Genomic DNA, 18,936 nt, shown 5'->3' with positions numbered 1-18,936 from the left:
GTCGGCACGGGAGCGCGGACCGCACCGGCCCGATACGCTCGATTGGTGCCTTCCGAAGACGCGGCGCCACCGCTGGACGTCGACCAGATCCTCGCCGACCCCGGCGTGCGGATCGTCGTGTGCTGTGGCGCGGGCGGGGTGGGTAAGACGACCACGGCGGCCGCCCTCGCGCTGCGCGCGGCCGAGCAGCACGGCCGGCGGACGGTGGTGCTCACCATCGACCCGGCCCGGCGGCTGGCCCAGTCCCTCGGCCTGACCGAGCTGGACAACACCCCGCGCCAGGTCAAGGGGATCGACGTCGAGGTCAGCGGCGGCGAACTGCACGCCATGATGCTGGACATGAAGCGCACCTTCGACGACGTGGTGCTGCAGCACACCGATCCGGTGAAGGCGGCGGAGATCTTCGCCAACCCCTTCTACCAGGCCATGAGCTCCACCTTTGCCGGCACCCAGGAATACATGGCGATGGAGAAGCTGGGTCAGCTGCACGCCCGGGGCGAGTGGGACCTGATCATCGTCGACACCCCGCCGTCGCGCTCCGCGCTGGACTTCCTGGACGCGCCGGCCCGGCTCTCCCGCTTCCTGGACGGCCGGATGCTGCGCCTGCTTCTGGCGCCGGCGCGCAGCGGCGGGCGGAGCATGTTCAGCTTCGTGACCGCCAGCTTCGGGATGTTCTCGAAGGTGGTGCAGAAGGTGCTCGGCGCCCAGCTGCTCACCGACCTGTCCGGCTTCGTCGCCGCACTGGACTCGATGTTCGGCGGTTTCCGGCAGCGGGCCGAGCAGACGTACCGGATCCTGCAGGCGCGGGAGACGGCCTTCCTGCTGGTCGCGGCGCCGGAGCCGGACGCGGTCCGGGAGGCGGCCTACTTCGCGGGGCGGCTGCGGGAGGAGCGGATGCCGCTGGCCGGCCTGGTGCTCAACCGGGTGCACCGGCCGAGGGTGCAGACGCTGGACCCGGCGGAGAGCCTGGCCGGGGCGGCCCGGCTGGCCGAGCTGGGCGGCCACGACGGCACCGTCGAGGTGCTCCGGGCGCACGCCGCGCTGGCCCAGCAGGCGATCCGCGAGCAACAGGTGGCGGCCCGGTTCACCGAGGCGTTCCCGGCGGTGCCGGCGGTGTCGGTGACGGCGCAGCCCGCCGACGTGCACGACGTCGACGGGCTGCGGACGATCGGCGCGGCGATCAGCCGGCCGTGACCGGCGTCAGCCGGCGGAGGCGGTGACGAGGACCTTGTCCTTGCCGGTCTTGTCCTTGGCGTTCTTCTTCATGGCGGCCTCGAACATCTTGCGCCAGCTCGTCACCTGGGGGTGACGACGCAGCAACGCCCGCCGTTCCCGTTCGGTCATGCCACCCCACACCCCGAACTCGATCCGGTTGTCGAGCGCGTCGGCCAGGCACTCGTACCGAACTGGGCAGCTCCGGCAGATCCTCTTCGCCACGTTCTGTTCGGCGCCCTGTACGAACAACGCGTCCGGGTCCCCGTTCTGACACGCCGCCAGTGACGGCCAGTCAGTGATCATGCCCATGTGTACACGTCCCCCCTTGCAGTACCTACCGACCTCGTGCGACCAGCCGAGTCGATCCCCCCGGTCGTCCGGCCCGTTCCTTCCCCAAGGAGGCACGGACGACGTGTGGCCATGTCGCCGCCACCATCATGCTCTGTAGTCGCCTGATTACGCAACGTTGTCGGCTAAATCCATCATTCCGGACACTCCCGGCTTCCCGGGCCTTCGCGCGCCGCTTACCCGGCCGGAGTACGTGAAAACGCCGCGGTACTCCCCCGTTCGGAGGAGACTCGGCGTCAGGTCACACGCAACCACGCACCGGGGGTCGTGCGTTTAGCACAACGAGGTCGGCGCGCGCAGGAAATGGGGAAAGAACGCCCCAGCGCCCCTCGTTCCCTACTCGCGTACCCTGTCGAGGTGACCTGGATGCGGAAACGTGACCACAATGTCTTCACCAACGCCGCATCGCTACTGATCTGTGGCCTGTTGGCCGGCGTGGTCGTCGCGGCGGCGGCCTTCCCCGCGGTGGCGATGTCCGGCCTGGCCGCCAAGGCCGGTGCCGAGACCTTCGGCGCCCTGCCCAAGGAGCTGACCGTGGCCCGCGCGCCGCAGATCAGCTACCTGCTGGCCTCGGACGGCAAGACGCCGCTGGCGACCATGTACGACGAGAACCGTCGCGACGTGAAGCTCAAGGACATCTCGCCGCTGATGCAGAAGGCCATCATCGCGGCCGAGGACCATGACTTCTACAAGCACAACGGGGTCGACATCAACGGCGTCGCCCGGGCGTTCGTCAACAACCAGGCCAACGCCTCCCAGCAGGGCGCTTCCACGCTGACCATGCAGTACGTCCGGCTGGCCATCGCGTACTCGGCCACCCACCCGGCCGACGTGGTCGCCGCGACCGAGGACACCAGCGCCCGCAAGCTGCGCGAGATGCGCTACGCCCTCCAGATCGACAAGGAGTTCTCCAAGGAAGAGATCCTGGAGCGCTACCTGAACATCGCCTCCTTCGGCAACGGCGCGTACGGCATCTTCGCCGCCAGCCAGGTCTACTTCGGCAAGCCCCCCAGCAAGCTCAAGCTGGAGGAGGCGGCGCTGCTGGCCGGGATGGTCAAGGCGCCGACCACCAACGATCCGACCACCCGCAGCGGCAAGCCGCTCGCGCTGGACCGGCGCAACTACGTCCTGCAGAACATGGTCGACACCGGCGCCATCAGCCAGCAGGAGGCGGACGCCACCAAGGCCACCCCGCTGGTCGTGAAGGACAAGCGCACCCCGAACGGCTGCGTCGCCACCAACCAGAAGAACTGGGGCTTCTTCTGTGACTACTTCTACCGCTGGTGGATGTCCCAGCCGACGTTCGGCTCGACCACCTACGACCGGGAGCGCCGGCTGAAGAGCGGTGGCTACACCATCGTCACCAGCCTCGACGCGCAGGCGCAGAACGGCGCGGACAACGCGGTGCGCCGCAATCTCGGGGTGAACAGCAAGGCCGCCCGGATGGTCGCCGTGATCGAGCCGGGCACCGGCCGGGTCCGGGCGCTCTCGGTGAACCGGAACTTCAAGATCGACGACCCGAAGAAGCCGCAGAACCCGCTCTCCAGCAACCCGGCCAAGGCCAAGGCCAAGATCCGGGCGAACTACCCGAACACGGTGAACCCGCTGCTCTCCGGCGGTCAGGGCATCACCGGCTACCAGGCCGGCTCGACGTTCAAGATGTTCACCATGGTGGCGGCGCTGGAGAAGGGCATCCCGCTCAGCTACACGATCAACTCGCAGCCGGTGTTCAGGTCGAACTACCGCATCGAGTTCAACTCTGACGCCGCCTGCCCGGGCACGTTCTACTACTGCCCGAAGAACGCGAACCCGAGCATGACCGGCGTGCAGAACATGTGGACCGCCTTCGGCAAGTCGGTGAACACCTACTTCGTGCCGCTCGAGCAGCAGGTCGGCGCGGAGAACGTGGTCAAGGCGGCGCAGAAGCTCGGCATCACCTTCCGGGACCGGCTGGATGCCGAGTACGCGGCCGACGCCAACCAGTGGGGCGCGTTCACCCTGGGCGTCTCGGCCACCACCCCGCTGGAGGTTGCCAACGCGTACGCGACCCTCGCCGCGGACGGCAAGTACTGCGAGCCGATCCCGGTGCAGGAGATCCGGGACCCGGACGGCAACAAGCTCGACGTCGCCAACCCGCGCTGCGAGCAGCGGATCGCCACCCAGGTGGCTCGGGCCGCCGTGGACGCCGCCCGCTGCCCGGTCGGCGACAAGTCGGCCACCTCGAAGTGCAACGGCGCCACCGCGCGCAACGTCCGGCAGATCGTCGACGCCCCGGTCGCCGGCAAGTCCGGCACCACCGACGGGGACAAGACCTCCGCGCTGGTCGCGATGACCAAGCAGTACGCGGTGGCCGGCATCATGGCCGACCCGGACTGGCCGCAGACCACCCAGAAGATGGGCCACGACGTCAAGAACGGTATCAACCCGGCGGTCTACGAGACCCTGCGGGACGCGATGAAGGGCAAGGAGCGTATCGAGTTCACCCCGCCGAGCGGCAAGATCATCGAGGGTGACCAGCGGTCCATCCCGGGCGTGACCTGTCAGTCGGTGGAGAGCGCCCGGTCCCGGCTCAAGGACGCCGGCTTCGAGGTGGTCGTCTCCGACAACAAGGTGCCGTCGAACTGCGCGGCCGGCTCCGTCGCCGGCACCAGCCCGGACGGCCGCACCATCAAGGGCGGCGTGGTGACCATCGAGGTCAGCAGCGGCAGCGGCACACCTCTGCCGGGCACGCCGACCGTCAAGCCGGGCACCATCATCCCGCCGCCCCCGACGCGTCCCGGCCGGCCACGCGGCTGACCGACCGTAAGCACGCAGAACGGGCGGGCACCCTTCGCGGGGTGCCCGCCCGTTTCGCGTACGGCGGTCAGATTCCGAGCTGTCGGCGTACCTCGGCGGCCACCCGGCCCCCCTCGGCCTGGCCGGCCACCGCGGCCTGGGCCGCCTTCATGGCCGGGCCCATCTGCGCCTTGCCGGTGAAGCCGCCGGCGGCGAGCGCCCCCGAGACCAGCTCGGTCAGTTCCGCGTCGGAGAGCTGCTTCGGCAGGTAGCGCTCCAGCACCTCACCCTCGGCGGTCTCCTTGCCGGCCTGCTCCGCGCGGCCGGCGTCGGCGAAGGCGGTCGCGGCCTCCCGCCGCTTCTTCGCCTCCTTGCTCAGCACGGCGACCACCTCGTCGTCGGTGAGCTCGCGCTTGGCCTTCCCGGCGACCTCGGCGGTGCCCACGGCGGCCAGGGCCATCCGCAAGGTGGAGGTGGTCAGCTCGTCGCGCGCCTTGAGTGCGGCGCGCATGTCGGCAGTGAGACGGTCCTTCAGCGTGCTCATGGACGGTCAAACTACCCTGAACGACATGCGAAAGCGCACACTATTCCGGCTCGGAGCCGGAACCGTCGCCGCGGGCGCCGCCACGCTGGCGTACGCGTCGCTCGTCGAGCGCAACATGTTCACCCTGCGCCGGTACGACGTGCCGGTGCTGCCGGCCGACGCCGAGCCGCTGCGGGTGCTGCACCTGTCGGACCTGCACATGATGCCCGAGCAGCGACGCAAGCAGCAGTGGGTGGCGTCGCTGGCCGCTCTGGACCCGGACCTGGTCGTCGTCACCGGGGACAACATGGCGCACCCCGGGGCGGTGCCGGGCGTGTTGCGGGCCCTGCAACCACTGCTCGACTACCCGGGTGCGTTCGTCTTCGGCTCGAACGACTACACCGGGCCGGTCTGGAAGAACCCGTTCACCTACTTCCTGCCCGACCGGGAGTACACCGAGGGCGCCGAGCTGCCCTACGGCGAGCTGCGGGACGTCTTCACCGGGGCCGGCTGGGTCGACCTGAACAACGCCCGTACGTCGATCAAGGCGGGCGGACGGCTGGTGGAGCTGGTCGGCGTCGACGACCCGCACGTCGAGCGGGACGACTACCCCTCGGTGGCCGGCCCGGTCTCCGCCTCGGCGGACCTGGCGGTCGCGCTCGCCCACTCGCCCGAGCCGGCCGTGCTCGACCAGATGGCGGCGGACGGCTTCGGCCTGCTGCTCGCCGGGCACACCCACGGCGGCCAGGTCTGCGTGCCGGGCTACGGCGCGCTGGTGACCAACTGCGGGCTGCCCCGCTCCATGGCGCGTGGGCTGCACCGCTGGCCCGGCTCGGACGCCTGGCTGCACGTCTCCGCCGGACTGGGCACCCACCCCACCGCGCCGGTGCGGTTCGCCTGCCCACCGGAGGCGAGCGTGCTGACCCTCATCCCGCGCTGACCCGCCCCGGGGGGTACCGAGTTTGACCATCGGAGCGGGTGGGCTACTATTTGTCGGCACGCCTCGGGGTGTGGCGCAGCTTGGTAGCGCGCTTCGTTCGGGACGAAGAGGTCGTCGGTTCGAATCCGGCCACCCCGACCAGAGGCAAGGGCCAGGTGAGACAGACTCTCACCTGGCCCTTTTCCATGTCCTTGTGACCTTCCCCATCGGCTCTGGTCGTCGGCTAGTCGCCGCTTTCGTCCTCGTCAGCCTCGAAAGTCAGCGGAAAGTCAGCAAACGAGTCCCTGACCTTCTCCGCGCCGGCCTCGAAGGCGTGCGTGTACCGGTCCAGCGTGGTCGAGATCTGCTCATGCCCCATGACCCGGGCCACGTCGTTGATCGGTACGCCGTCCGACACCAGCCAGGTCGCGTACGAGTGCCGCACATCATGGAACCGAAGCCCACCCTGGGCCATGCGCGAGACGCGAGCCCGCCCCGGCGGTTCGGAAACTCCTCGATCACCTCGTTGCCGTCCCGGTCGCGCCAGGTCGCCCGCCACACCCTGGGCCCGACCTTGACGACCTTGCCGAGCTGACCCGCCCGCACGAGCGCCGGCCGCCAGATCCAAGCCCGGAAGACCGTGCGACGCAGCGGCCGCCGGCCTCGTTGGTGAACACCTCCCCCGCCGGGCCGGGCGGCACGAGCCGGCGGTGCGCCCGCAGGAGCTTGACCACGAACGGCGGCAGCGGCACAACTCGGCGGCCGAGGCAGCGAACGACGCCAGCGGCCTGCGATCCCGGTCACGCGTCGAGTGCGTTCAGCGGTCCAGGGTTCTGCTCGTGTCCCATCAGCGTGACCGTGCCTGGTGCGGCTGCTTTGGCGGCCCGCTCGATCGTCGCGCGCCGCGCCTCCCAGAACGCCTTGTCGTGTTCGGCTGCTGCCCCGGTGGAGCCGTCGAGCTGTTCGCGCAGGATGTCGGCGTGTCCGGCGTTGCCGGCTGGTCTCGGTGAGCATGTGGACCAGGATGTTGAACAGCTTCACGTCGGGACGTGGCCACCAGGGCACATAGCCAGGCGAGTCGATGGTGAGGGCGCCGATCGTCGCGTCCGAGTGCTCCCACACCCGCCGACGCCAGGGCGAGGACGATTCTCACGCCAGGCGATCACTCGACTCGGGCGCGATCGTCGTTGCTTCAAGGTTCCGCTGCCCATGATCGGGCGGCCGGGTCACGCGAGAATACCGAGCATTGGCGGCGCAGGCCGTGTCAGGATGCTCGGCATGTCTGGTCGCGCACTGAGCTTCGGAGCGGTGGCGGAAGCATACGAACGGTTCCGGCCGGGGTATCCCGTGGAGCTTTTCGACATGGTGATGGCGTACGCGGGTCAACCGGTCCAAACTGCCCTCGAGATTGGCGCTGGGACAGGCAAAGCAACCCGTCTGTTCGCTCAACGGGGGGTCATGGTCACCGCGACCGATCCTGACGGGGCCATGCTCGCCGAGCTGCGTAAGCACGTACCTGCAAACGTCAAGACTGTACAAGCCGCGTTCGAGGACCTCCGACCGGGCGAAAGCTATGGGCTGGTTTACGCGGCAGCGGCGCTGCATTGGACGAGAGCGGAGGGGCGGTGGTCGCGCATGGCAGCGCTGCTGGAGCCGGATGGCGTGTTTGCCTCGTGCGGTGGACCCGTCCAGCTAGCTGACCCGGCTGTGGAGGAGGCTGTTCGCGCGGCCCGGGCACCGTTCTTGGAGAGCGACGAGGTTCCGTCTCCAGATGGGACGCCGCCGGGACATGACATGCAGTGGCCGGGTACGGAGCTCCAACGGTCTGAGTGGTTCGCCGATGTCCGGCAGTCCGTGATCGAGCGGCGCTTGACGATGAGCGCTCGCGACTACGTTGGCCACCTCTCGACCATCTCGGCCTATCTCGAATTGCCGATCTCTGAGCAGGACCAGGTATATAGCCGGATCATGCAGGTCCTGCCTGAGACGGTCGAGATTGCCGCCGACATCATCGTTCATCTCGCGCGTCGCCGTTGCGAGCAGTAGTGCCGCGATGCGCGCACCCGTCGTGGACCGTGCGGGTTCCGCGGACGCCTTCGGGATCGTGCAAGATGTGGCGCTGCGATACGTGCGCTCGTGACGATGAGCGGGAGTTGTCAGATGGTCTTGAGCCGCTCACCGCGATCGATGCAGGCTCGCACCACGGCAGGTAGGACAAAGCCCTAGCCTTGCCTCCGTGATCGAGGACTTCGCGGATCGACTCCTGTGCGACGTGGCCGGTCTCGACCCCTGCACAGCGCTCGTCGAGGCCGGCGAGCAGGACGTCGACGGGCTGACCGACTACAGCCCGGAGGGCCACCAGGCCCGCGCCGATCTCGCGGCCCGCGCCCTGCGCGAACTCGAGATCTTGGGTGATGCACTGCCGGCCGCGACCCCGCTGCACGCCCACCTCGCCGAACGGCTGCATGCGCGTATCGCCTTCCATGACGCCGGGGAGGACCTGCGCGAACTGCACGCGGCGGCCACCGGTCCGCTCCAGCTCATCCGCCAAGCCGTCGAGGCCGCGGTTCCCAGCCGCGGCGCCGAGGCCGCGGCCTACGAGGAGGGCTGGGCTCGTGTCGGCGCGCGCCTGGCCGCGATCCCAGCGGCCCTGGACGGGTATGCCCGTAGCCTTCTACTCGCCGCCGAGCGCGGCAATTTGCCGGCGCGGCGCCAGGTGGAGCTCGTGACGCAGCGCTGCCGCAACTGGATCGACGACGACGTCGCCCTGGTGGATCGCTACGGCGAGGGGCGTCAGCAGGCGACGTTGCAGGCCGCAGCGACGGGCGCGCGACAGGCGTACCAGAAACTGGCCGAGATCCTGACCTCGGACCTAGCACCGCGGGCCGGTGACGAAGAAGCGTTCGGGCAGCAGCGGTACGCACTGTGGGTGCGCACCTTCCTCGCGACCCAGCCCCACCTGCGCGAGCTGTACGACTGGGGCTGGGACGAGTTCAGCGCGATCGAGGCGGAGCTGGTCGCGGAAGCGAAGGCCATGGGTGGGAGTGTGCCCGAGGTGCTCGCCTGGCTCGACAGCCCCGACGCGCCCGGCACGCTGCGCAGCAGGGAGGCGTTCGGGGCGTGGCTGCAGGAGCTGTTGGAGGCCGCCACCGAGCAGCTGCACGGCGTGTACTTCGACATCCCCGCGCCGCTGCGGCGCATCGAGTCGCGGTTGACCGCGTCGTCCGGCACCGGCTACACCGGGCCGTCGCGGGACCTGACGCGGCCGGGCCGGGTCTGGTGGTTCCTCCCCGAGGACGAAGCGAGCTTCCCCACCTGGTACGCCTACAGCACCGCCTACCACGAGGGCGTTCCCGGCCACCACCTCCACCTCGGCTACGAGGTCTGCCGGGGAGGCCTCGGGCAGCGACTGAACCTGCTCGGCGGGCTCTCCGGCAGCCAGGAGGGCTGGGCCTTGTACGCCGAGCGGTTCATGGACGAGCTCGGGCTCTATGAACAGCCGGGTGCGCGACTGGGGTATCTATTCATGCAGCTGCTGCGGGCGGCACGGGTCGTGCTCGACATTGGCCTGCACCTGCGGCTGCCGATGCCGTCTGGCGACGGAGCATTGTGGACGCCGGACGCGGCGTTGAAGCTATTGCGGGACCGCTGTCATCAGGGGCCGTACGCGTCCGCCGAGCTCGCGCGTTACCTGGGCCGGCCACGGCAGGCGCTGGCCTACAAGGTGGGTGAGCGCATGTGGCTGGCAGGCCGCTCGTCCTTTCCCAGCGACCGGCGCGCATTCCACCGTCGGGCGCTGCAGCTGGGTTCGCTGGGGTTGGATCAGTTGACGGCCGCTCTCGAGGGTGACCGCGCGCCACTCGTGCACCGCGGTGAAACAAGCCGGGGACCGCACTTGTAGCTGTACATCCTTGACATCCGAACAGTCTGAACCAGGGCCGGACCTATCAGCGTGTAAGACCGTGATACATCGGCTCCGTGCGTGCCACCAAAGGTCGGTAGGTCCGTAACGGTCAGCGGACCAGTCCGGCGATGAGGTTGACGGAACCTGCCACGATCACCACGCCGAACACGTATGACAGGACGGCATGGGTCAGCACGGTGCCCCGGATCCGAGGATCGCTGATGGCCGTGTCCGATACCTGGTAAGTCATGCCGATCGTAAAGGCGACGTAGGCCAAGTCGCGGTAGGTGGGCCGCCCCTGCACGGACTGGCCGCCGAAGCCGATCCCCCCGGTCGTTGATCGGAATTGCAGGTCGGCGTAGCGCAGGGTGAAGACCGTGTTGACAACGGTCCACGACAGCAGGACGGTCAGTATTGCGACGCCGATGAGCAGCACCCGCGTTGAGCCGCCATGCCGTCCGGCAGTGCTGAGAGCAAAGCCGACGCCCAGCAGGCTGGTGACGCCGGCCCCTACCAGCAGCACTGCGGCGGATCCCCGCGTCTCGTCCTCACGTGTGGCGAGTAGCTCGGTGTGGGAGCTGTCCGCTCGGACAATGATCGGCCAGATGGTGAGGAGGAAGGCGAGGGCGGCGGCGTCCCAGCCCCCGACCGCGGCCAACTCCCACGTCATGATCGGCAGGAGCACCAGAGCGACGATGAGCCCGATGGAGGCGACGATGACGGCTCGCCGCAGGGCAGGGGCGTGCCAGCCCAGCGCTCGGTGATACATCGTCTCCGGGGGCATGCCGGTCATCGTCCGAGTGTCTCCCGCCGCATCGCATGGTGTGCTCATAGCCGCGCACAACGAGCCCGTTGGTCACCTGGCTGGCCCACTGATCTAGCAATCGGCATGCCTCTGCGCCCGTCGAGCCGTGCGACTCGACTGCATGCGAGCCGGTAACACCTGAGCAGTCCGTGGCTTGGTCAGTTCATGGCTTCATGTCTTCCCAGGTGGTCAGGCAGAAGGGGTGACCGGCCGGATCGGCGTACACGAAACACTGTCCGCTGTTGGGCTGGAACTCGTACTTGGTTGCTCCTGCCGCCAGCACGCGCGCTTCGGCGGCCGCCCGGTCCTCCACGTAGAAGTCGAGGTGCATCATGATCGACGAGGTCGGGTCGGGCCAGGTGGGCGGTGTGTAGCCAGGCACGGTCTGGAAATCCATTCGGCCACCCGGGCCCTGGACCGTGGCCCAGTGCTCGCCCAGATTCGTCACTGTCCCGCCGGTGATGTCGGCGTAGAAAGCCGCCAGGCGGCCGGCGTCGGGGCTGTCGAGCGTGACCGAACTGAGCTGGATCGAGTCGGACATGTCGTCTCCTTCACAGTCATGGCGGCGGCATCGAGTCAACCATTTTCGAAGATGACGAACGACGTCCGACGAATCGGACAGGTCCTGACGCCTGCATTCATCTGCGATGCGCCCCGCCGCCGCGGACCGTGAGGGCCTCCTCCATGCGTCTCGAAGCGCCGGGGCGCGGAGTCGGGCCCGGCGCCCGACCGGATGGTCGGAACGCCGGGCCCGGTGACAGAGGTACGTCAGATGGGGCGGTTCGGCTCGCTCACCGGGCCACCCGGGTACGACGTGGTCCCGGTCTCGGGTACCACCTCCACCTCGGTCACCACGTAGTCCGTCTCCGTGGTGGTGCCGAGCGTACGGTCGTCATCGCCGGAGCGGTGCTTGGCGGCAGCAGCAGCGGCGGCGGCAGCGGCGCCCGCGACGGCGGCACCGGTCGCGACCGCGGCGCCGGAGACGCCCGCCTTGCCACTGTCGCCCTTGGACGCGGCGGCGTGCGCCACGCCCGGCGTGCCGACGCCGCGCCCCTCACCGACGGAACCGCGCCAGGCGCCGCTCTCGGCACCCCGGGACTCGATGAAGCTCTTGAACTTCTCCAGGTCCGACTCGGCCTGCTTCTCGACGATGTTCAGCTTGTCGCCGGCCTTCTCGACCAGCCCCTCCGGCTCGTACTCCAGGTGCAGCCGGACCATCGTGCGGTCGGTGCCGATCGGCTGGAAGTAGACGGCGCCGGCGTTCGTGGCGCCCTCGGTGGCCGCCCAGGCCACCTTCTCGTCCGGCACCTGCTCCAGCACGCTGGCGTCCCACTCGCGCTTGACCCCGGCGATCTGGGCGACCCAGTGCATCCGCCGGTCGTCGAGCTGGCGAACCTCCTGGACCCCGCCCATGAAGCGGGGGAACTCCTCGAACTGCGTCCACTGGTTGTAGGCGGTGCTGACCGGGACGTCGACTTCGATCGACTTCTCAACCTTGGTGGTCATAACAATCCTCCTCGTTCCGGTCGAACCTCCCTGGGGAGGGATCCGTCCATCTCGACAGAATCGGTACCCCCGGATCGGCGACTCAACCGAAATGGCCGGAGCCGGCGTCCGCCCGCTGGTAGCGGGCGCCGCTGGCTCCGAGGGGTACGCGGGTCAGGACGCCGCGGCGATGAAGTGTCCGGCCTGGTCGACGATCATGTGGGTGTAGCCGAGGCTGTCGTTGAAGACGACGGCCTGGCCGTCCGGGCCGACACCGACGATGACCATGTTCGCGGCCGTCTCACCGACCGCGAAGTTGACGTTCGACGTGCCCGCCTGGTCGGTGTCGCTCGGCCGGAAGGCCAGCGCGCCCGCCCTGGTCGGTTGCGTGGCGGTCACGTTCGCCACCAGCGCGGTCGGCCGAGGCGTCGTGTCGTTGCCGGTCGGGTCCACGTAGAACACCAGCACGCTGCCGGACGCCGTGGCCTGCGGCGCCGCCGGCGCGGGCGCCGCCGGCCCGACCAGGCCGGCACCCGCCAGCAGTGGTACGACCGCCAGCCGCGCCAGCCCATGTCTGATCATCATTGCGCCCCCGTGGCATGCCGATTCGACAGTGCCGCGTCAGCGTACAGCGACCCCGCTCGATGAAGCTGAGCCGCGAACGTACCGGAGGGATCGACCGATCGGCCCCCGCCGACCGCCGACGCGGACGCGTGCCACCGACGACCACGCCGCGTCACCGGTCAGGTACGAAGGGCGGTGGCGGGTCTTTGCTGGCAGAGTTGTCGGATGACCGCGTTGATCCGCTCCCGCCTGACCGACTGGACCTTCGTCGTACCCCTGCTCGCGGTTGTGTTGCTGATCCTCACCTGGGGGCGGGACCTGCCCGGCGTCGTGGTGGCCGTGGTGGCGAGCTTCCTGGCCGGCGCGGTCCTCGCGGCCGTCCACCACGCCGAGGTGGTCGCCCACAAGGTGGGTGAGCCGTACGGGTCGCTGGTGCTCGCGGTGGCCGTCACGGTGATCGAGGTGGCGCTGATCGTCACCCTGATGATCAGCGGTGGGGAGAAGACTCAGGCGCTGGCCCGGGACACCGTCTTCGCTGCCGTCATGATCACCTGCAACGGCATCCTCGGACTCTCCCTGCTGCTCGGCGCGCTCCGGCGCCGAGTGGCGGTGTTCAATCCGGAGGGCACCGGCGGCGCACTGGCGACGGTGGCCACCCTCGCCACGCTGAGCCTGGTGGTGCCGACCTTCACCACCAGCCGTCCCGGCCCCGAGTTCTCCCCCGACCAGCTGATCTTCGCCGCCGTCGCCTCGTTGGCCCTCTACGGACTCTTCGTGCTGGTGCAGACCGGGCGGCACCGGGACTACTTCCTCCCGGTCAGCAGCGACGGCAGGGTGCTGGACGCCGACGGCGACGGGCACGCCGATCCCCCGTCGACACGTACCGCCCTGATCAGCCTCGGCCTGCTCGTCGTCTCGCTGGTCGCCGTGGTCGGCCTGGCCAAGGGGGTCTCCCCCGCCATCGAGTCCGGGGTCGCCGCGGCCGGCCTGCCGCAGTCCTTCGTCGGTGTGGTCATCGCGCTGCTCGTGCTGCTCCCGGAGACCCTCGCGGCCGCCCGCGCCGCCCGCCGGGACCAGGTGCAGATCAGCCTCAACCTCGCCCTCGGCTCCGCCATGGCCAGCATCGGCCTGACCATCCCGGCGATCGCGCTCGCCTCGATCTGGCTCGACGGCCCGCTGCTGCTCGGCCTCGGCGGCACCCAGCTCACCCTGCTCGCGCTGACCGCGGTCACCGGGGTGCTCACCGTCGTGCCGGGGCGGGCCACCGTCCTGCAGGGCGGAGTGCACCTGGTGCTGCTCGCCGCCTTCGTCTTCCTCGCCGCCAGCCCGTGACGGCGACGGCCGACCACCCCTGGTCAGGGGTAGCGGCCCGCCGCCCGCAGCTCAGTCGTGCCGCTCGGTGCGCTCGATCTCGGTGAAGGCCGCCGTGAGGAAGCCCTCGAGCGGCCGGCCCGCGGGGAGCAGGTCGGCGACGAGCAGCGGGGCGTGCCGGGCGATCGCCGCCGGGTCGGGCGGGGAGTCGTCCTCGCCCGGGTGGTAGACGCCGAGGGCGCCGGCGAGCAGCACCAGCACCACGTGCGGGTCGACGTCCGGCCGCCAGTCCGCCGTCGACCGGACGCAGTGCTCCAGCACCTGCCGGACGTCGTCACCGTCGAGCCCGTCGGCGTGGGTCTGCTCCAGCAGCAGCCGCACCACGGCACCGAGGACCAGCCCGGAGCGTTCGGCCCCGGCGAGGCGGACGGTCGCCGCCTCGTACGCCTCGACGTCGCGCGCCCGGACGGCGGCCACGGCATCGGTGGCGGCCACGGCGATCTCCCGGGCCGGCGCGGGCAGGTGTCGCCAGGTCACGGTCACCCGGCCAGCATGGCAGAGCACTCCGACACCGGTGCGGGCCCGGGGCGGCCGGCCCGGACGTGCCCTTGGTCACCCGGCCGGCCCGCCGCCCGCGAGCGCGCCGGTAAACGGCTCGCGGCCTGTCACACCGGGCGACCAGAATCGCGGCATGCTGCGTCGTGCTCTCCCTCGTCGTCCGGAAGCCCGGCGGATCCTGCTCGGCACCCTGCTCTCGGCGGTCGGCCGCGGCCTCACCCTGCCGTTCCTCTTCATCTACCTGACCGACGTGCGTGGTCTCTCCGACCCGCGCGCCGGCCTGGTGATCGGTTGGTACGGCGCGGTCACCCTGGCGCTCTCCCCGCTGGGCGGCACCCTGATCGACCGGTTCGGCGCACGCCGGGTGGTGCTGCCGTCCCTGCTGGTGGAGGCGCTCGGCACCGGCGCGCTGGCCCTGGTCGACTCGACCGCGTCGGCTTTCGGGGTGGCCACGGTGATCGCGATCGGCGGCTCGGCGATCTGGTCCGGGCAGAACACCATCCTGGCCTCGCTCACCGCGGACGACGAGCGCCAGCGGGTGTACGGCCTGAACTTCGCCCTGCTCAACCTTGGCATCGGTGTCGGCGGGCTGATCTCTGGTGCGATCGTGGACACCGCCCGGCCGGCCTCCTTCCAGCTGATCTACCTATTCGATGCGGTCAGCTACCTCACGCCGGCGCTCATCCTGCTCAGCCTGCCGCACGTCGGGCATCGGCTCGCCGCGGCCAGGACCGGCGCGGAGAAGTCGAGCGGCGGCTACCTCACCGTCCTCCGGGACCGTCCGTTCCGCCGCTTGGTGATCTTCGGCCTGGTCCTCACCACCTGCGGCTACGCCCAGATCGAGGTGGGCTTCACCGCGTACGCGGTGCGGGTGGCCGAGGTGACCCCGCGGGTGGTGGCCTGGGCGCTGGCCGGGAACACCCTGATGATCGTGCTGTCCCAGTTGCTGGTGATCCGCCGGATGGAGGGGCGCAGCCGTACCCGCGCCCTGGCCGCGGTGGGCGGCGTCTTCGCGACGGCCTGGCTGGTCCTCGGTGCCGCCGGCCTGATCGAGACCGGGGGCATGCTTGTTCCGGCGCTTGGCGTGGTGTTCTGCGCGGCGATCTTCGGGTTCGGCGAGACGATGCTGTCGCCGGTGATGCCGGCGCTGACCAACGCGCTCGCCACCGACGAGCTGCGCGGCCGGTACAACGCGATGAGCTCGATGATCTTCGGAATCAGCGGGGTGATCGGTCCGGTGACCGCCGGGCCGCTGATCGGCGCGGCCGACGGAAAGGTGTGGGTGGCCTTCGTGGTGGGTGGCTGCCTGGCCGCGTCGTTGCTCGCCCTTTCCCTGCGCCCGCTGCTGACCGCCGCCCAGGACGGTCGCGCCCCGGCCCCCGTCCCGGAACCCGCCCACGCCTGACTGCCGGTCCGACGCGTGGCCTGACCCCGTCCACGCCCGACCGCGACCGGGGACCATCCATCAAGATCGTGCTGAATCCTGGAAGTAGTGGCATCGGTTCGTCTCGGAGACCACTACTTCCAGGATCGAGTGCGATCGTGACCGGCGTTGCCGGTGGCGGTGGCGGGGCGTGGAACGGGAACGGGCCCCGGAGCGGATGCTCCGGGGCCCGTCACGGGCGGGGGTCCTGCCGTCAGGCGACGGGAACCTCGGCGGTGGTGCGGATCCGGTCCAGGGCCGGCGCGGAGACCGGCGAGCTGGCGGTCAGGTACGCCACGAAGGCGTCCAGGTCGATCATGCCGGTGACCAGGTTCGTGCCGCCCTTGAGGACGGTGAAGCCGTCCCCGCCGCCGGCGAGGAAGTTGTTCACCGTGACCCGGTAGGTGCCGCCGTCGGTGACCGCGACGCCGCCCAGGGTCAGGCTGCCCCGGACCACCCGGGTGCCGGCGCACGGGTCGGCGGTGGTGCCGGTGGTCCCGTTCACGTCGACCGTGTAGTGGACCGTCGAGGACGGGTAGAGCGTGCGGCCGGTGACGAACTGCTGCTCCAGCGTGCAGTAGAGCTGCGCACCGGTGAGGTCCAGCGTCACCAGGTTGTTGGAGAACGGCTGGACGGTGAAGGCCTCCTCGTAGGTGACCGGGCCGGCGTCGAGGTCGGCGCGGACACCACCGGGGTTCATGAACGCGCCGAGCGCACCCTGCTCGTTGTCGGTGGCGGCGAACTGCGCGTCCGCGATCACGTTGCCGAGCGGCGACTCGCCCTTGGCCGTACCGAAGAGCGTTTCCTGGTTGCGGTTGAGCACCTCGGTGGTCTCACCGACGACCTTGGTGGCGACCGGGCCGAGCGCGGTCTTGTACCGGGTGATCAGCTCGGTCTGCGCCGCGTCCTTGGCGACGTCACGGGTGACCACGACGTTGTTCGCCTTGGCGGTGAGCACGTCGCCGGTCATCCGGTCGATCTTCAGGTCGATGTCGGTGACCAGGCGGCCGAAGGAGCTGGCGCTGGTGACCAGCTTGCCGTTGATCTCGCAGTTGTACGCCTGGTGGGTGTGGCCGCTGACGATCGCGTCGATCGACGGGTCCATCCGGTTGGCGATGTCGACGATCGGGCCGGAGAAGCCGGCGCAGCCGTTGATGTCGGTGCCGGTGGTCTGCACGCCACCCTCGTGCAGCAGCACGACGATGCTCTGCACGCCCTGGGCGCGCAGGATGCGGGCGTACTTGTTGGCGGTGTCCGCCTCGTCGGCGAAGGTGAGGCCGGCGACGCCCTCCTGGCTGACGATCTCCGGGGTGCCCTCGAGGGTCATCCCGATGAAGCCGACCTTGACGCCGTCGACCTTCTTGACCGCGTACGGCGGCAGCAGCGGCTGGCCGGTCGCGGTCTTGAACGCGTTGGCGGAGAGGTACTGGAAGCCGGCGCCCGCGTACGGGGTGCCGTCGGCGCAGCCGTCGACCGGGTGGCAGCCACCGTTCTGGATGCGGAGCAGCTCGTTGGCGCCCTCGTCGAACTCGTGGTTGCCGACGCTGGCGAAGTCGAGCCCGGCCATGTTCAGCGACTCGATGGTCGGCTCGTCGTGGAACGCGGCGGAGAGCAGCGGGGAGGCGCCGATCAGGTCGCCGGCGGCGACCGTGATGGTGCGCTCCTGCTCCTCCTCGGTGGCCCCGCGCAGCTTGGCGAGCTGGGTGGCCAGGTACTCGGCGCCACCGGCGGGCTGGCCGGCGATGGTGCCGCTGGAACCGGTGGGCGGCTCCAGGTTGCCGTGGAAGTCGTTGATGGCGAGCAGCTTGACCTCGACCGGCGGGGGACCGGCCTCGGCCTGGCTCGGGTTGACGGCGACCGTGCTGAGCGCGGCCGCGGCGAGTGCGGTCAGGCCGACAGCGGCCCGACGCATCCCGGGGACGGACATGGAACTCCTCGTGAGGTTCGGCCTTGGACGCTGCGCGGGCGATGGTTCGCCCGGCGACCCTGATCCGTGCCGTGACAGGGGGTGGATCACGGATGGCGGCGGTCGGGGATGCCGCTCCGTCGGGGACAGCCTCTCATCTCCGGCCGCGCCGGTCGACTGGGGAAGTCGAACAGACCTGCGGATACGTCAGGTGGCCTCGGACGGACGTTCGGACGATTCCGACATGACGGGTAGCTGAACCGCCCGCCCCTCGGCCGCAGCCACGTCGAGCCGAGCCGGGCGGCGTGCATGTTCGACCCGTACGCGACGTACCAGAGCAGGTCCACGGTGGAGCCCCGGTCAGAACCCGCAGGTCTGCCCGGCGGCGTGGCTGACCTGCACGGTGTGCGTGGCACAGCCGTCGTCGGTGACCCGGTGCAGCAGGAAGGCGGTCGGCTCGTCCACCCAGCCGATCTCGTCGTCGGCGGCCATGGTGAGCGACGCCTGCCGCCAGGTGCTCGGCGCGACGGTGAGCACCGTGCCGGCGAAGCCGGTGGTGACCGGGCGGTGCAGGTGGCCGGCGGCGATGCGTACCACGTGGGGGTGCCGGCGGACGACCTCGGCGAGCGCGTCGTCGTCGGCGAGTCGGATGGCGTCGGCGGCCGGGATGCCGACAGCGACCGGTGGGTGGTGCAGGAAGACCAGCGCCGGCACGTCGGGCCGGCCGGCGAGCACCCCGTCGAGCCAGCCCAGCTGTTCGTTGCCCAGCCGGCCACCTCCCTCGCCGGGGATGAGCGAGTCGAGCGCCACGACGGTCAGGCCGGGATGGTCGACGTGGTAGTAGGCGGAGTAGCCCCCGCCCAGGTAGGGCGTGCCGCCGAAGGCGTCGAGCAGCGACTCCCGGTCGTCGTGGTTGCCGGTCACCAGGTGCACCGGCAGCGGGAACCGGCCGATCACCTCGCGCAGCGCGGCGTACTCGTCGGGGCGGCCGTGGTCGACCAGGTCGCCGGTGATCACCACGCAGTCGGGGCGGGGATGCAGCGCCAGCACCCTGCCGAGCGCCCGGTGCAGGCCGGCGGCGGGCACGGCGGCGAGCACGCCGGTGGTCAGGTGCGGGTCACTGAGCTGAGCGACGAGCATGGTGGCTCCTCCACTGCGACCGGGACCCTCACGCTAACCCGCCGGGCCCGCCCGCCGGGT

Annotated in this window: 16 protein-coding genes, 1 tRNA gene and 2 pseudogenes; 8 read left to right on the top strand and 11 right to left on the bottom strand. The window is 70.3% G+C overall.

What is annotated here, in order from left to right; all coding sequences use genetic code 11:
• Positions 1 to 42: 42 nt before the first annotated feature.
• Entirely contained in the window at positions 43 to 1,194 is a 1,152-nt protein-coding gene (gene bagB, locus AC5RWQ_RS13350) for an ATPase BagB (protein ID WP_494283042.1), read from the top strand.
• Between the two features lie 6 nt (positions 1,195 to 1,200).
• Here the strand turns inward: bagB and AC5RWQ_RS13345 are convergent, their stop codons facing one another.
• On the bottom strand, positions 1,201 to 1,524 hold the full coding sequence (locus AC5RWQ_RS13345) for a WhiB family transcriptional regulator (protein WP_334484207.1): 324 nt from the start codon (positions 1,522 to 1,524) through the stop codon (positions 1,201 to 1,203).
• Positions 1,525 to 1,929: 405 nt separating this feature from the next.
• Here AC5RWQ_RS13345 and AC5RWQ_RS13340 point away from each other — a divergent pair, with 405 nt between their 5' ends.
• Positions 1,930 to 4,359 carry a penicillin-binding protein gene (locus tag AC5RWQ_RS13340; RefSeq protein WP_494283041.1) on the top strand — a complete coding sequence of 810 codons (2,430 nt, stop codon included), beginning with the start codon at positions 1,930 to 1,932 and terminating at the stop codon, positions 4,357 to 4,359.
• A gap of 67 nt (positions 4,360 to 4,426) precedes the next feature.
• On the opposite strand, the gene AC5RWQ_RS13335 is transcribed toward AC5RWQ_RS13340, so the two are convergent.
• On the bottom strand, positions 4,427 to 4,882 hold the full coding sequence (locus AC5RWQ_RS13335) for a GatB/YqeY domain-containing protein (RefSeq protein WP_494283040.1): 456 nt from the start codon (positions 4,880 to 4,882) through the stop codon (positions 4,427 to 4,429).
• A gap of 25 nt (positions 4,883 to 4,907) precedes the next feature.
• Here AC5RWQ_RS13335 and AC5RWQ_RS13330 point away from each other — a divergent pair, with 25 nt between their 5' ends.
• Entirely contained in the window at positions 4,908 to 5,801 is an 894-nt protein-coding gene (locus AC5RWQ_RS13330) for a metallophosphoesterase (protein WP_494283039.1), read from the top strand.
• A 64-nt stretch (positions 5,802 to 5,865) separates the two neighbouring features.
• A tRNA-Pro gene (locus AC5RWQ_RS13325) sits at positions 5,866 to 5,942 on the top strand.
• An 82-nt stretch (positions 5,943 to 6,024) separates the two neighbouring features.
• On the opposite strand, the gene AC5RWQ_RS13320 is transcribed toward AC5RWQ_RS13325, so the two are convergent.
• Together AC5RWQ_RS13320 and AC5RWQ_RS13315 are read right to left on the bottom strand one after the other, a co-directional pair.
• On the bottom strand, positions 6,025 to 6,255 hold the full coding sequence (locus AC5RWQ_RS13320; RefSeq protein WP_494283038.1) for a tyrosine-type recombinase/integrase: 231 nt from the start codon (positions 6,253 to 6,255) through the stop codon (positions 6,025 to 6,027).
• A 325-nt stretch (positions 6,256 to 6,580) separates the two neighbouring features.
• A pseudogene (locus AC5RWQ_RS13315) lies at positions 6,581 to 6,908 on the bottom strand (mycothiol transferase); the annotation flags it as partial.
• Between the two features lie 150 nt (positions 6,909 to 7,058).
• Here AC5RWQ_RS13315 and AC5RWQ_RS13310 point away from each other — a divergent pair.
• Both AC5RWQ_RS13310 and AC5RWQ_RS13305 read left to right on the top strand, forming a co-directional pair.
• Complete coding sequence (locus AC5RWQ_RS13310) at positions 7,059 to 7,826, top strand: class I SAM-dependent methyltransferase (RefSeq protein ID WP_494283037.1); 768 nt, start codon at positions 7,059 to 7,061, stop codon at positions 7,824 to 7,826.
• Between the two features lie 190 nt (positions 7,827 to 8,016).
• Complete coding sequence (locus AC5RWQ_RS13305) at positions 8,017 to 9,681, top strand: DUF885 domain-containing protein (RefSeq protein WP_494283036.1); 1,665 nt, start codon at positions 8,017 to 8,019, stop codon at positions 9,679 to 9,681.
• A gap of 112 nt (positions 9,682 to 9,793) precedes the next feature.
• Here AC5RWQ_RS13305 and AC5RWQ_RS13300 read toward each other — a convergent pair whose 3' ends face one another.
• The 4 genes and pseudogenes from AC5RWQ_RS13300 to AC5RWQ_RS13285 all read right to left on the bottom strand — a co-directional run bounded on the left by AC5RWQ_RS13300 (position 9,794) and on the right by AC5RWQ_RS13285 (position 12,559).
• A complete protein-coding gene (locus AC5RWQ_RS13300) occupies positions 9,794 to 10,477 on the bottom strand; it encodes a DUF1345 domain-containing protein (protein WP_494283035.1) in 684 nt (227 codons plus the stop codon).
• 175 nt (positions 10,478 to 10,652) lie between these two features.
• The gene (locus AC5RWQ_RS13295) at positions 10,653 to 11,030 is read right to left on the bottom strand and encodes a VOC family protein (RefSeq protein ID WP_494283034.1); all 378 of its coding nucleotides are present in this window, start codon (positions 11,028 to 11,030) and stop codon (positions 10,653 to 10,655) included.
• A 518-nt stretch (positions 11,031 to 11,548) separates the two neighbouring features.
• Positions 11,549 to 11,995 (bottom strand): annotated as a pseudogene (locus tag AC5RWQ_RS13290) (SRPBCC family protein); the annotation flags it as partial.
• Positions 11,996 to 12,148: 153 nt separating this feature from the next.
• On the bottom strand, positions 12,149 to 12,559 hold the full coding sequence (locus AC5RWQ_RS13285) for a hypothetical protein (protein WP_494283033.1): 411 nt from the start codon (positions 12,557 to 12,559) through the stop codon (positions 12,149 to 12,151).
• A 204-nt stretch (positions 12,560 to 12,763) separates the two neighbouring features.
• Between AC5RWQ_RS13285 and AC5RWQ_RS13280 the strand changes: the two genes are divergently transcribed.
• Positions 12,764 to 13,870, top strand: coding sequence for a calcium:cation antiporter (locus tag AC5RWQ_RS13280; protein WP_494283032.1), 1,107 nt, complete (start codon positions 12,764 to 12,766; stop codon positions 13,868 to 13,870).
• A gap of 51 nt (positions 13,871 to 13,921) precedes the next feature.
• Here AC5RWQ_RS13280 and AC5RWQ_RS13275 read toward each other — a convergent pair whose 3' ends face one another.
• Positions 13,922 to 14,392 carry a hypothetical protein gene (locus tag AC5RWQ_RS13275; RefSeq protein ID WP_494283031.1) on the bottom strand — a complete coding sequence of 157 codons (471 nt, stop codon included), beginning with the start codon at positions 14,390 to 14,392 and terminating at the stop codon, positions 13,922 to 13,924.
• A gap of 148 nt (positions 14,393 to 14,540) precedes the next feature.
• Between AC5RWQ_RS13275 and AC5RWQ_RS13270 the strand changes: the two genes are divergently transcribed.
• Positions 14,541 to 15,812, top strand: a complete 1,272-nt coding sequence (locus AC5RWQ_RS13270; RefSeq protein ID WP_494283030.1) for an MFS transporter — start codon at positions 14,541 to 14,543, stop codon at positions 15,810 to 15,812.
• Between the two features lie 232 nt (positions 15,813 to 16,044).
• On the opposite strand, the gene AC5RWQ_RS13265 is transcribed toward AC5RWQ_RS13270, so the two are convergent.
• Entirely contained in the window at positions 16,045 to 17,757 is a 1,713-nt protein-coding gene (locus tag AC5RWQ_RS13265; protein ID WP_494283029.1) for a bifunctional metallophosphatase/5'-nucleotidase, read from the bottom strand.
• Positions 17,758 to 18,096: 339 nt separating this feature from the next.
• Positions 18,097 to 18,876, bottom strand: a complete 780-nt coding sequence (locus AC5RWQ_RS13260; RefSeq protein ID WP_494283028.1) for a phosphodiesterase — start codon at positions 18,874 to 18,876, stop codon at positions 18,097 to 18,099.
• Between the last annotated feature and the right edge of the window lie 60 nt (positions 18,877 to 18,936).

The organism is Micromonospora sp. BS32 (assembly GCF_059089345.1).
The sequence above is the reverse complement of the archived record's forward strand: the minus strand, read 5'-3'. Positions and strand labels throughout refer to the sequence as shown.